Below are 14,101 nucleotides of genomic sequence, written 5' to 3' on the forward strand. Positions count from 1 at the left end.
GAGAACATTAAATGTAATCACAAATGAAACTACATAGCATAGATACTGGATTTTTCAAATTAGATGGCGGTGCCATGTTTGGCGTTGTACCAAAAAGCCTCTGGCAGAGAACGAATCCAGCTGACGAAAACAACTTATGTACCTGGGCAAACCGTTTGATGCTTATTGAGGATGGCAAGCGATTGACGCTGGTCGATACTGGGATCGGCGACAAGCAGGATGAAAAATTCTTTAGCCACCTCCATATGCATGGCGACGATACGTTGGATAAGTCTTTAGCTAAACTTGGTTTCCACCGTGATGACATTAGCGATGTAATATTGACCCATTTGCATTTTGACCATTGTGGTGATGCCATTAAAAGAGAAGGTGAAAAACTATTGCCAGCATTCAAAAATGCAAGATATTGGTCCAATAAGGATCATTGGGAGTGGGCAGTTAATCCTAATCCAAGGGAGAAAGCGTCTTTTTTGAAGGAGAACATTATGCCAATCCAAGAAAGTGGGCAACTGAACTTTATCGATATCGAAAGTCCTCAATACGACACTGAGATCCATATGCGCTTTGCCTATGGCCATACCGAGGCCATGATGCTTCCGCAGATCCAATATAAAGGAAAAACCATTCTCTACATGGCGGACTTACTGCCTTCTGTAGGACATATTCCAATTGCCTATGTCATGGGCTATGATGTGAGACCACTGGTAACCATGCAGGAAAGACAAGATTACTGGAAAGAGATCGTTGATAATGAATATATCATGTTCTTCGAGCATGACTCCGTAAATGAGTGCGCAACCTTGCAGTACACCGAAAAAGGAATTAGACTGAAAGACACTTTTAAATTAAGCGAAATCTAAGCTATTCATGTCCGTAGATATCAAGAAAAGATTCGACCGTATTGTTGAGATATTGATTCAATTGCAATCCAAAAGGGTTGTGAAGGCGCAGGAATTGGCCGATCGCTTTGATGTCAGCCTTCGTACCATTTATAGGGACATTAAAAGCCTGGAGCAGGCAGGTGTTCCATTGATTGGTGAAGCTGGAATGGGCTACAGCATTATGGACGGTTACCGACTTCCGCCGGTTTCATTCAGTAAGGAAGAAGCCCTTTGCTTTGTCGCTACGGAAAAGTTGGCCGAGAAATACCTTGATCAAGCAGGTTTCTCGCTTTACTCTTCCGCATTGATGAAAATCAAGGCCATCTTAAAGAGCAATGACCAAGACCTAGTGACGAATATGCAGGAACAGATCATCATGCGCAAACAGCATGTACCTATCTTCCCTGAAAAGGTTCCGCATGTATTGAGTACCGCCATTGAAGCTATTGCCAATAAAACCCAGATCCAAATTGAATACCAAGGCATCAAGGATGACGAAGCCATCCTAAGGATTATCGAACCTATTGGCATTGTCCACGAGATAGGGTTTTGGTATATCGTTGCCTATTGCCTGCAACGTATGGACTTCAGGCAGTTCCGGAGCGATCGGATTGCACAGGTCACAGCGCTAGAAAACAAGTTCAGCAAAAGGCATATCAGCATTGATGAATACATGTCGAACCAGAAATCCCCCGAGCTACCCAAGATCAAATCCAAGGTTCTGGTTAGCCGTGACTTCGCTCCTTTTATGCGCTGGCAAAGAAACACTTATGGATTTGTATCTGAAGCTAAGGTTGGGGATAAAATAGAAATGGTTTTTGAAAGCCGAGACATCGAACATGAGTTCCCGAGATGGCTCATGATGTTTGGCGACAAGATAGAAATAAAAGAGCCTGAAGAGCTTAAGCACAGCTTTAATAAACTCTTTCAGGCTATACAAAACAACATAAAATAGTATTTCTTTTTAAGCGCCTTGGTAAGGATGTTTCCAAGGTGCCCTATATTCTCTTTTCAATCTCTTTGTAGCTTCTTCATCTCCTACACAGACTTTCTTCTCCGGATCATAGACCAATGGACGATTTAATTCCATGGACAGGTTTGCCAGAATACAGGATGCTGTAGAGATATGTCCCTGAAGCACATCTGCAACCGGTAATGTATTTTTATCGATGGCAGAAAGCAGGTTCCGCATCTGACCTCTTGTCGCTGGTGCTGCATTGAGCTCAATCCGAGGTTCCTTCAGGTCCTCAGGGTATTGCTCTCTTTCATAGACCACATCACGCACGACCTTCTCCCCTTTTTCCGGAATAAACTCCCATTTCATGGTACTTCCTTTCAATGTTCCCTTATCGCCATAGATTACAAATGCCCATGGGTATTCAGGATCTGCCGGCGTACCCCAGGTGCGATGGGTCCACACGCAATTCAGGTCATCGTATTCAAAAATAGCGGTCTGCGTATCGGCGATATTGGATTTCGCTTCTTTCTGCACATAGATCCCTCCTGTTGCCAATATCTTTTTGGGCCAGCCCAAACCTAACATCCAACGAACCGTATCGAACATATGCACACACATATCGCCCGTTATCCCATTTCCGTACTCCATAAATGCGCGCCACCAACCACCATGCGGAAGCCCATCGTAAGGCCGCAATGGCGCAGGACCTGTCCACATTTCATAATCCAAGAAATCTGGAACCGGTTCTTCTGGCGGATTGGCATTGCTCTTCATATGGTAATAACAGCACATTTCCACATGCGAAATTTTACCCAACAATCCTCTCTCCACTATATTTTCCTTGGCATCGATCATATGCGGCGTACTTCTACGCTGCGTACCGATCTGAACCTTTCTATTATGCTTTCTTGCCGCTGCAACTACCGCTTCCCCCTCCATAACATCCACACTGATGGGCTTTTGCAGATACACATGTGCTCCCGATTCAATGGCAGCAATTCCGATCAGGGCATGCCAATGGTCTGGCGTACCGACCAACACCAGATCCAGCTTGTTTTCTGCCAATAGCTTTCTATAATCCGAATACTTCTTGGGTACCTTTTTGGATTTCTGCTTTTGGGAAATCAGCTTTGCGGCTTCCTCCAGGTGCTTTTTGTCCACATCACAAACCGCAACCACCTCTACATCACTTACCTGTAGCAACCTGAACAGGTCACTTTTACCATACCATCCGGCACCAATCAAGGCTACCGTTCTAGCTTTTAATATCTCCGCTGCAAAGCCCGCCTGCTGCAAGGCAGCAATGGACAGTAAGGCACCAGTTCCAAAAATAAATTGCCTACGATTGAGGTTTATGTTTCCCATAAGGATAGAGGTTTTAAGGTTTATAGCTTTTAAGATAGGCAAAAATTAAATATTAGACAATAGATGTGAGATGTGAGATTTGAGATTTGAGACATTTCTGGCTTGGGAGGACTGGTGTTTTTTTGAACCAGGATTGAATGGATGAGTGGATGGACCAAGAACTGGGAACGAACTAGAATGTCCTTCGACGCCACTCAGGAAACGGGATTGGAGGATAGACCAAGATCAATTCTGATTGACGAGCGGCATCTTGGCTTTGCTTGATATCTCTCGAGACTCGGCACAGGATTATTAAACCAAAATCATTGGTGATATGCCTTTCGGTTATTAATTTATCACGCTTGGTAGGGACGAATCGCATTCGCCCGCTTCATATTTGGAACATTTAATAGGATTGTATGGCGTACTTTCCTGCACCTTCGGTTTCCGCCACGATGTCATTCTGACGAAGGAAGAATCTCGGAATTTTACAGACTTAATCAATTACCGAAGGCATTGGCGTACAGATTCTTCACTGATCGTTCAGAATCAAAATACGCTATAGAGGGATTCAGAGTGAAACGAAGAATCTATTGTTTTTATTTTTTTGAGATGGTTGTCATTACGAATCGTAAGATGAGTAAACTATTTCAAATAAAGAATGGATAGGTCCGAGACCCTTCGGGGAAAGCCCTCAGGGTGACACAAAAGATTTATTGAAAAACATTTCACCCCCGCTGGGGGTTTTCAAAACAAACTCCATCCTTCCAAAGGAAGTCCTTTAGCAACCGGCTCATTTCCAATGGCGGAAAAATGGAAAGAATGCCGTTGCCCTGCGCGATGGGATTGCTAAAATAATTGAACCCTTCTAGGGTTCTTTTTATTACAGGAATTCCGCATTGATAATGAGTTAAGGAACATTTCCCTTCCGAAGGAAGCCCTTTAGCCCCGGCTCATTTCCAATGGCGGAAAAATGGAAAGGATGCCGTTGCCCTGTGGGATGGGATTGGCCTTGGAATGCTTTCAAAAAATTCTCCATCAAAAGGGAGAATTTTGAAGGAAGATATTCCCGACAACAAGGCATTCTTGTCCATGTGCGGATGACCGTGCGAAAAGCCATCTTAAATGAGCCGAAGCCTTTTGGTTACTTTTGGGCTTCAAAAGTAACGAAGAAAAATTGGTATCCGTGAGCTCCTTCGTCGGTTTGGTTACTTTTGCGCATCAAAAGTAACGAAGAAAATTATTTGAAATTCAACTTGTCAATGGTTCGAAAGAAAGATCTCGGAAATTTACGGACTTAATCAATTACGGATGGCATTGGCGTACAGGTCCTCAATCTTCGATTGAGTATGACAAGGTCATAAGGTGGAGATCCGTACAGATTCCTCACTGATCGTTCAGAATAAAAATGCAAATGAGGTATTCAAACAATTCGATAAGGCCAATATTACTTAATGGGGAATCACCCTCATAATCCCCCACAAGTAACATTAATTCAATTTACTAAACGAGAATCTTAGGTTTCAGTAAAAATTACTGGTTGATTATTCGTTTATGTCCTAACGCGCTAACTCGTTATTGTATAAACATACAGGACAAACAAAAATAATAAAAACTTACTAATGTTGTATTTTATTGATTTTCATAGGTATAAAGCAGTGCTATAGGTAATATTTTACCGTTTATATCACAAAAATAACATAGAATATCATACAAATAAAATTAATAAGTATATACATATTAAATAAAAGTATATTCAACTGATAATCAGGGACAAAAAAATTAATAACTAATGTCACATGGAATAAAAAATGATTTGATGGGATGGTTTGAACCAGGATTGTGGTCAAATATAGCCTATATCGCCACGTTTTACCAATGATCTTGGTCTATCCTCACATCCCGAACATCCTGGTTCAAAACCCGATCTATGCAATCCCCTAGAAACATGTCGCCCTCCTTTTTCCCTATCAGGTAACAGAAATTAAACATCCCTTCCCCCTATTATTAATCAATAATTTAATACATTTGGCACGATCGATTTAAAACCTCGTGTTTTCCTAAACTCAACCGATGAAATACGTACTGTCATTAATCTTACTCTTCCATATAAGCTTTGCATTCTGTCAAGATGAGCGTAAGCCTGTTGTATCTTTTGAAGATGCCTACAAACGGGATTACCAAGCCACCAAAATCTCGGAACATCAACCTAAGGTCGATGGAAAACTGGATGAAGACCTCTGGCAGAACCAAGGGGTCTGGTCGGAGAAATTTTCCCAGGTTATCCCCTTTGAACGGGCACATACCGGCTCGTGGACCAAAATGAAGATCTTTTACGATGACAAGAACATCTATGTTGGGGTTTATTGCAAGGACATCCACCCTGAGACCATGAACGCCTTTATCGGAAACCGGGACGACAACAGCAATGGCGACCTGATCAGTATTGCCTTCGACCCTTACCACGATTACCGCGCTGCCGTGGAATTCAATATCAACCTTGGTGGTAATAAAACAGACCTTACGGTAACCGACAAACTATCGGTCAACCTTTCCTGGAATGCCGTATGGGAAGGCCGTACCCATCAAGACCTGGCCGATTCCAGCTGGACCGCGGAACTGAGAATCCCATTCAACCAGATCCGATACAACCAAAAGAACGACGACATTATCTGGGGACTGCATGTCCGCCGGATAATCCGCCGAAATAACGAGGTACAGAACTGGTCCATGATCCCGATCAAGAACAATGGGCATGTGTTCTCCTTCGGAACCATGCATGGCATGCAGGACCTACCAAAACCTAAAGGGATTGAGTTCTTGCCCTATGTGATGAACAAAATGATCCGCGAACCAAAGATCGCCAACAGTCCCTATCAAGATGGTAACCGCTGGAAACCAAATGCGGGTCTGGATGCTAAATTCGCCATTTCAGATTATACCATGGACCTTTCCATCAATCCTGACTATGGTCAGGTCGAACTGGATCCTTCTGTCATGAACCTAACTGCCTACGAGGTATTTTATGAAGAAAAAAGACCCTTCTTTTTGGAAGGAAAGCATATTTTGGAATTTGACAACAATGAAGGCGGAATGATGTTCTATTCCCGCCGGATCGGTTCCAGATCTCGATATCAATACCCATTGGTAGACAATCAGCAGATCTTTGCCAGCAGCACCGATTTCGTGCCCATCCTTGGTGCCATGAAACTTACCGGAACAAACCGCAAAGGTCTTACCATAGGGATCTTGGAAAGTATAACCGCCAAGACTTCCCAAAAGGTGACCCAGCTCGGTTCTGCTGAGGAACGGATACAAACCGAACCATTGACCAACTATACCGTAGCCAGGGTGCAGAAAAACTGGGACGGAAATACCCTTTTGGGCGGTATGATCACTTCGGTAAACCGCAAGATGGATGCTCCGCATCTAGAGGAGTTCCTGGTTAAAGACGCTTTTACCGCTGGAGTTGACTTTACCAAGTATTTCTCCAATCGCCTCTATTATGTGGAAACCAAAGCCATGTACAGTACGCTTTCGGGAACGAAAGATGCCTTAATGGCCACCAAGACCAATGCCACGCACTTCTTCCAACGAAAATCGGGAGCAGAATACCTCAACATGAATCCAGACGCCACTTCTCTTAGTGGAACCGGCGGATACATCAAGGCCGGGAAAAAGGGAAATGCCCAATGGAACTATGCGGAAACCTTTAGCTGGTCCTCCCCTGGTTTCGATTTAAATGAGGTCGGTTACCTTAAACAAACCGACTATAAACTGAACGAATCGGAACTTGCTTTCCGCAAGACCGATCCATGGGGACCTTTCCGCGCTGCTGGTATCACCTTGACCCAAAGGAACGTTTGGAACTATGGTGGCAAGGCCATGGACAACAACCTTGCAGTCCGCTTTAGAAGCTTGACCATCAAGCGAAGAATAGAAATGGACCTAAAGGAAGCCTTTAGCTGGAACTCAGTTGACAGCCGCATGCTCCGCGGTGGTTATGACCTTCGCTATAACCCGAACTTTACGAGTACTTTCTCCATGAACTCCGACCGTGCAAAACGTATTTTCATCAAGGTTGACTACGACGGCAAGCATTTCCTGGACGGAGAAACAAGATACAATGAAATCAGACCGTCCCTGACTTTCCGCTTAGGAAACCATATACATTTGGTTACGCAATTCAACTATGCCTGGAACAAGGATAACTTGCAATATGTAAGCAGCAGTGAGCTCCCTAGCATCAATGCTGATGAAGTGACCTATGTGATGGGAAGGATGCGGCAGGAGACCTATGGATTTACCTTTAGGCTGCAGGGCAACATCACCCCTGACCTTTCCATTCAATATTATGGCTCACCGTTTACATCGACAGCGCAATACGATCGATTTAAGTACGCCACAAATACCCTTTCCAGAACCTATTCTGAGCGATTCCAAGAATTCAGTCCGGAGCAGATCAGCTATGCAGATGGTATGTACAGTGTAGGCACCGGTGCACAAGCAGGAAGCTTCAAGGATCCAAATTTCAGTTTCAATGAATTCCGTTCCAATTTGGTAGCACGCTGGGAATACCTGCCCGGTTCTACCCTTTACCTCGTTTGGGAGCATAACAGATCCGGCAGGATGCCAGTTTACCAACCCGGTTGGGGCAGCAACCTCGATAACATCTGGCGAATTGCTCCGACGAATACATTTATGCTGAAGCTGAACTATTGGATCGGCTGGTAGGAACAACTGCATGATCATCGAGCGGCGTCGAGATGACCTCTACCGTATTCCGAAGAATCATCGAGCGGCACCTCGGCTTCGCTAACCTACGAGACCAGGAAACAGGATCATTGCCAGAATTTCATTCTGCAAAAATTATCACATTTTGCAAGGTCGATTTGCATTCTCCCGCCCATGCATTTGAACCAGGATTAATGGGATGGGAGGATAGACCATGATCTGGTAAGGAACCAGGATGCCCTTCGACGCCGCTCAGGGTACAGGATGAGAGGATGGGCCAAGATCAATGGTCGAGCGGCATCTCGGCTTCGATCGATGATCGCCGAAAAGCCTACCAATCCCATTGTTACTTTTGGATCGCAAATTAACCACCCCGCTTCCGTCAGAAGAGAAATGTTCCTTAACTCACTTACAATGCAGAATTCTTGCAAAAAAGAACCCTAGAAGGGTTCAATTATTTTAGCAATCCCATCGCACAGGGCATCGGCATTCTTTCCATTTTTCCGCCATTGGAAATGAGCATCCGAGCTCTTTTTAAGCCCCCTTTCTTCAGAAAATTAAACTACTGAGTTATTGTTGTAAAATGAATGTAATTAAAAAAATAAATTAATTACGGAAAACCGTAAAACCCTTTGATTCATCCTTTATATTTTTACATAATTATTAACTAACTTCATTTTTTGAGAAATCAAACGATCAAAATTGAAAACTATCATTAATTATTAGGTGTGAAATTATGAAAATACTTGATACTATACCTATTCTTTGGTTTTCATTAAGAAATGAGATCAAATTAATTATTAAGAAATTCAAGTGTTTATTCCAAAACACAAAATTCCACTTAGAATACTTTGACTTTGAATACATTAATTCAAAGGGAATAATGGTAATCCATTACAAGACAAGGGGGTTATTTTATATAAAAATTCAAAATTTAAAAATATACAAAGGCAAAGGTCGAATTGTCTTAAACCTTGAAAATCTAGATGTTTCAAAAGGATTACAAATTATTTTCTTCGGTCATAGAAAAAAACATACAGAAATTATTGAAGTCATAGATGTTATTAATAGTCAATATAATACATTTCGGCCCAAATTTCTACCAAATATTTATGACCTACAAAAATTCAAAATTAAAAATACAGGAAATTTCCAAAAGTATTCTTTACATAATACTTCAACAATAAATCAAACCCCTAAGTATAAAATAAGATAATTTTTATGGATTCACAATTTTACAACACCAGAAAACCTGGAAAGTTTATTAAATTTTTATGGGCCTCTGCTGGAGGTGATCAATTCATACTAGAACGATCAACCTATAGTGATCAGGTGAAATATGCTTGTTTGGGAGGAATAGTCTTCGCTACTGGATTAATGGCAGGACTTTCTGGAGGATATGCATTTTATACAATCTTTGAACCGAGAGGAAATGTTTTAACAAATCCAATTCATTTGCCAACTATCTTATTAGCAATTGTTTTTGGATTAATATGGGGTTTAATGATTTTTAATTTAGACCGCTTTATAGTAGCCGCCACAGGAAAAGGTGATGGTACAGAAAAAATAACCTGGGACGAAATCAAAGGAGCCTTACCTCGAATAATAATGGGAATGATAATCGCAATCAGCATTTCTAAACCAGTGGAGATAAGAATGTTTAAGACAGAAATTGACACTGAATTAAGAAAAATCCAAATTCAGAAACAAACGGAATATGCGGCGGAAGTGGACAAGACTTTTGCAGAAAGAGAAAAAAACTTAGACCTTGATTTCCAAAAACTAAACAAAGAACAAGCTGCTTTAATCCAAAAAATAAATGAATACGACGATAGGTTCCAAAGTGAAATGACTGAAGGTCAAGGAGGACGAGGTAAAGGTGAAGGACCTGTAGCCTTAGCATTAAGACGAGAAAGGGAAAATGCAGAAAATCAATTACTCCGTTTCAATGAACTAAACGCTGCAGAATTTAAGGTACTTCAAGAAAGAAAAGAGGATTTAAGAAAAAAGAAAGAAGAAGAGCGACAAAACAATGAAAAAGCTGCCAACGGATTAGATGGATTGTTGGAAAGGATAAAAATTGCCCATCAAGTAGCTGGATTTTCAATTACATTGTTTATTACGTTACTTTTTATGGCAATTGAACTTACTCCTATTTTCTTCAAATTAATGTTAACCAAAACCCCTTATGATTATCTAAAAGAAAATATAGAAGATTTAATGATGGCGAATAATGGGATCGAAATACGCTATGACTATTATGAAGATAAAAAAGGATTAGAGCGACATTTAGTTATTAACCACGCTGCAGATATTAAATTATATGAGAAGATAAAGGAATCTGATATTCAAAAAGAACTCTCTGATTATGCAATTAAGCAATTCAAAGAGAAGGAAAAAGAAATTATTGACAACAATCCACAACTCTATATTAAGAAAAACACAGATTTAAAATCTAGAAAAGAATTTGAAGAAGAATTATCTAAAGAAATCCTAGAATATTCCCAACAGTTAGACTCAAAGCTTCAAAAAGAGTTGATTTCATTAGCATTTGCCAGAAAGAAACAAATAGAAGAATCTATAGTAATCAATAATCCAGATGAATATATAGAAAGTGTTATGCAAAAAAATGAAACAACAATTGAAGGAGAAACTGCCCTAGACTCGGAGGAACGAGAAATCGTTTAAAAGAACTCATTAATGAAGGCACATCTGAATAAAATTGAACAATTTCTATTATTCTTCTCTTCTGAGGATGTATATGTTATTGAAAAATATTTAAAGAATAAAAGTGGATCAAAAAAAGAGCTATCAATTAAATATTATTTTTTAACAATTGGCTTTGCTGTCCTAATATTTTTCGTTTATACTGCAATTAGCACAATTTTCTTTATCTACAATATTTTTGATGGGTTTTCTAAATTATTAAGTATTCCCATAGGGCTTTTTATAGGATTGTTGTTGGCAAATATTTATTTATTTCTATTATACACAATAACCCCATCAATTTTGTTCACCGCGGACAAAAAGAAAAAAAGAATTGCAAAAATAAAAGACATTAGAAACACTCAAGAAATCAATTCTTTACTCTCATCTTCATTTTTTTTTAGAGGTTTTTTCATAGTATTTATTGCATTGACCATTTCACAACCATTAAATGTATGGTTACTTATAGATTTAAACATATTGAATCTCGGAAAAAAAGAGATTATACAGCTTGAAAATTATAGATCACAATCCTTACTAGATAGCTACATTATTAATGATGAGCATTATTCTAAACTATTTAAAGACTTAAATAATAAGGAGGAACTGATATATTCTAGGCAATTTCCATTGGATCAATCATTGTTTAATATTATTAATAAGATTAAGGAAAAGGAAGATGAAGATTTAATAACAATTGAAAAACTAAAAGCTTATAAATTTAGATTGCAAGAGTTAAACAAAAATTTCCTCTCAAAAAAGATAAACTACAAAGAAACTGAAAATCTGATTTTTGAATTAAACACGTTCATTGAAAATGTTTTCCTTAGCGACGAAAACTTTACGTTTTATCTCAATAATTTAAGATTAGAAAATTTACCACATAAGGAAATTATCCAGCATTATATCAATTCTACCCTACCTTTTATGGAAGAAAAAATTGATAGCCACAATCAATTAAAGGAGCTTTTACATAGAAATAGTTTGTATACCCTTAAAATCAAATTATTAATGGGTGAGAATATATATGCATTAATTCTATCCTTAGTAACAATATGTTTTTTCTTAGCTCCTGGATTAGCAAAGTTCCTACTTCGAAAAAAATTCAATTATTATAAGTTTAGATCAGGAACTGAAAATGCTATGATTATTGATTTTTATAAAATGAATTGTGAAACCTACAAGCAAATTTTAAATCAAAAAGTTATTAATCAAAAGGAGGAAATAAAGGTAAGACTATTAAAAAAGATAGAAATCCTGAAAGATATAAACATCTCGAAATATGAATTATTAAAACATGAATTGGAGATAGAAAAAGAATATAGCGTTTTAGAAAAATATGAGCATTGGGCTGATGCACCTTTTAGAACTTTAAGAAAATCAGACATCCAATATCCAAATAACAAGGATTTATTAGCTAAAATTTATAGTTAGAATTATGAATCTGTTAATAATCTCTGTCATTATTTTCCTTCTTTGGTTTCTGTTTGGAAGATCCAAAAAAAAATCATCACCTGTTTCAATTGACAACAAAGGGCGAGAAAAAAGTTCTCCAGAAAACAAACAGAAAATTGAGACTATTTACCAAAGAGCGGAACGTCAATACAACGAATATGACGAAGAACTCGGTCTTTATTATAGAGAAATCGAGGTGCCTTATTTCTGGGAAAGAAAAACTTATATTTTTGGAAAGATGATGGGTAAGTATAATGGTGAATATTTACCTAATCGACTGGACCTCCCCATTTATCAGGTTAATATTTATGAAGCAGAAATTTATTTAAACCCAGCACTAGATTGTACATGTATTAATTCAGAAAAAAAAACATGTAACGGTTTACATCTTCACCAAGAAGGTGACTTTCAAATTAATGCTGATAAATTCACATTTGATAATACACAACTTCCAACAAAATACTTATTAATTTCACAGGAAACAGGAGAGAAACATCTAGTAGAACTACAAAACATCAACTTTTATAATGTAGTTTATTTACGAAAAATGCACCAAATCGAAAACAAAGAAATATTTGGTACAATAAATTGCGATGTAAATGCCTATATATCAGAAATAATTAAAGACAAAAAAGTAGTTAGGGAATATTCTCAAAAACCATATTCTCAAGATAAAATTCCTAATGCAATTCCAAATCCTGGCTCAGTAGAAAATGAAATTCCTGAAAATCAAAAAGGACCAATATTTATTCCATCCATAAAAACAAATTACTTTCCTGAAGCGAATTTTAGATTTGATAATGCTAAGCCTATAAATTCTAAAAATGAAAACACTGATAACGAAAACGATGAATTAGAAAATATAAAATTAAATAATGGAAATAATCCGAATCCGGCAATTCAACAACCAAGCTCTTCCAGTCTGAAGAACCCAAAGCACGACAGTAATAATTTTCCATCCAAAAAAAGCATATCTAGGGAAAATAAAAAATCAGAATTGGGTATTAGTTGGATTATTCCATTAATCTTTCTAGGAATGATTTTTTTAGTTATTCCAGGGTTGTCATTTATTTTTCCAATAATCTGTTTCATTATCCTCTTTGTTATTATTCCAATAAAGTTTTGGGAAATAATATTTAAAGGGTTTGCTATACTGATTGGAGTTTTTTATGCTGGAGGTCTCATATGGCTCCTAATAACTCTAATTACCCAAAGTTTCCAACCTATAGTTAATATTCCAAAAATCCTAGTTTCAGACAATACAATTAAAGATTTACCAAAGCCAAAATTGGAAAAAATAATCACAGATAGTGGTCAAGATACAATTTTTAGATTCTCTAAAAATTGGAAAGATTATAAGGGGAATAATTATTCAGGAAAATATTTCGCATATAAATCACAGTACAATGCATCTAGATCATTAAAAAGAAATCTTTCCCATTCTCCCAATGCGAATAACTACAATTTTGTTATTCATAAATTAAAAGAATTTGACAAAGAAAAATTAGTTGGATTATACAATATGTTTGATAGCATTGCAGTAGATAAAAAGCTGAATAAAATTCAATTTGCAGACATGGTAATTTCTTTTGTTCAAGATTACAATTATTCTTTAATTCTTCCTGAAGAATGTAATCCACAGCTATATTCAGATAATTTCATTCAGTCTTATTTAAGCAAAGGAAATGCGGTATGTGTACCGAATGAGCCTTTTGGATTGATGACACCGATGGAAGTGCTGGTTACATCAAATGCAGATTGTGATTCCCGAACTTTATTAATTTACACCATACTCTCCAATTACGGCTATGATTTAATTGTTTTGTCTAGTGAAATCTATGGTCATTCTTTAATTGCTATTAATTTACCTTATAATGGCAGAAACTATTATTTGTTTGAAAATCAAAAATTTGCTTTAGTTGAAACAACAGTAAGATCAAGCCCTCCAGCATACATTTCGAATGAAATCGCAAATATGAATAATTGGTATATATCTTTAAAATCTAAATAGTTATGAACCCTA

Annotated in this window: 8 protein-coding genes; 7 read left to right on the top strand and 1 reads right to left on the bottom strand. The window is 38.0% G+C overall.

Annotated elements, in window-relative coordinates; all coding sequences use genetic code 11:
* Positions 1-23 precede the first annotated feature (23 nt).
* Positions 24-860, top strand: coding sequence for an MBL fold metallo-hydrolase (locus tag NLF99_RS07380; RefSeq protein WP_254527432.1), 837 nt, complete (start codon positions 24-26; stop codon positions 858-860).
* 7 nt (positions 861-867) lie between these two features.
* Positions 868-1,836 (top strand): YafY family protein, encoded by a 969-nt coding sequence (locus NLF99_RS07385; RefSeq protein ID WP_185216674.1) that lies wholly within the window; start codon positions 868-870, stop codon positions 1,834-1,836.
* A 9-nt stretch (positions 1,837-1,845) separates the two neighbouring features.
* Here NLF99_RS07385 and NLF99_RS07390 read toward each other — a convergent pair whose 3' ends face one another.
* On the bottom strand, positions 1,846-3,204 hold the full coding sequence (locus tag NLF99_RS07390) for a Gfo/Idh/MocA family protein (protein ID WP_254527433.1): 1,359 nt from the start codon (positions 3,202-3,204) through the stop codon (positions 1,846-1,848).
* A 2,052-nt stretch (positions 3,205-5,256) separates the two neighbouring features.
* On the opposite strand from NLF99_RS07390, the gene NLF99_RS07395 reads away from it, so the two are divergent.
* The 5 genes from NLF99_RS07395 (at position 5,257) to NLF99_RS07415 (ending at position 14,089) form a co-directional block, all read left to right on the top strand.
* Complete coding sequence (locus NLF99_RS07395; protein ID WP_254527434.1) at positions 5,257-7,917, top strand: DUF5916 domain-containing protein; 2,661 nt, start codon at positions 5,257-5,259, stop codon at positions 7,915-7,917.
* A 736-nt stretch (positions 7,918-8,653) separates the two neighbouring features.
* Positions 8,654-9,133: a hypothetical protein gene (locus NLF99_RS07400; RefSeq protein ID WP_254527435.1), complete on the top strand. Its 480-nt coding sequence runs from the start codon at positions 8,654-8,656 to the stop codon at positions 9,131-9,133.
* Positions 9,134-9,138: 5 nt separating this feature from the next.
* Complete coding sequence (locus NLF99_RS07405; RefSeq protein ID WP_254527436.1) at positions 9,139-10,605, top strand: DUF4407 domain-containing protein; 1,467 nt, start codon at positions 9,139-9,141, stop codon at positions 10,603-10,605.
* Between the two features lie 12 nt (positions 10,606-10,617).
* The gene (locus NLF99_RS07410) at positions 10,618-12,057 is read left to right on the top strand and encodes a hypothetical protein (protein WP_254527437.1); all 1,440 of its coding nucleotides are present in this window, start codon (positions 10,618-10,620) and stop codon (positions 12,055-12,057) included.
* Between the two features lie 4 nt (positions 12,058-12,061).
* Positions 12,062-14,089 (top strand): hypothetical protein, encoded by a 2,028-nt coding sequence (locus NLF99_RS07415; protein ID WP_254527438.1) that lies wholly within the window; start codon positions 12,062-12,064, stop codon positions 14,087-14,089.
* The last annotated feature ends 12 nt before the right edge of the window (positions 14,090-14,101 follow it).

The sequence above is a fragment of the Sphingobacterium sp. LZ11T8 genome (genome assembly GCF_024261425.1).
Taxonomy (GTDB): Bacteria; Bacteroidota; Bacteroidia; order Sphingobacteriales; family Sphingobacteriaceae; genus Sphingobacterium.

Coding starts and splice junctions, on each gene's coding strand:
- NLF99_RS07380 (WP_254527432.1), top strand. CDS start 24: ATGAAACTACATAGCATAGATACTGGATTTTTCAAATTAGATGGCGGT.
- NLF99_RS07385 (WP_185216674.1), top strand. CDS start 868: ATGTCCGTAGATATCAAGAAAAGATTCGACCGTATTGTTGAGATATTG.
- NLF99_RS07390 (WP_254527433.1), bottom strand. CDS start 3,204: ATGGGAAACATAAACCTCAATCGTAGGCAATTTATTTTTGGAACTGGT.
- NLF99_RS07395 (WP_254527434.1), top strand. CDS start 5,257: ATGAAATACGTACTGTCATTAATCTTACTCTTCCATATAAGCTTTGCA.
- NLF99_RS07400 (WP_254527435.1), top strand. CDS start 8,654: ATGAAAATACTTGATACTATACCTATTCTTTGGTTTTCATTAAGAAAT.
- NLF99_RS07405 (WP_254527436.1), top strand. CDS start 9,139: ATGGATTCACAATTTTACAACACCAGAAAACCTGGAAAGTTTATTAAA.
- NLF99_RS07410 (WP_254527437.1), top strand. CDS start 10,618: ATGAAGGCACATCTGAATAAAATTGAACAATTTCTATTATTCTTCTCT.
- NLF99_RS07415 (WP_254527438.1), top strand. CDS start 12,062: ATGAATCTGTTAATAATCTCTGTCATTATTTTCCTTCTTTGGTTTCTG.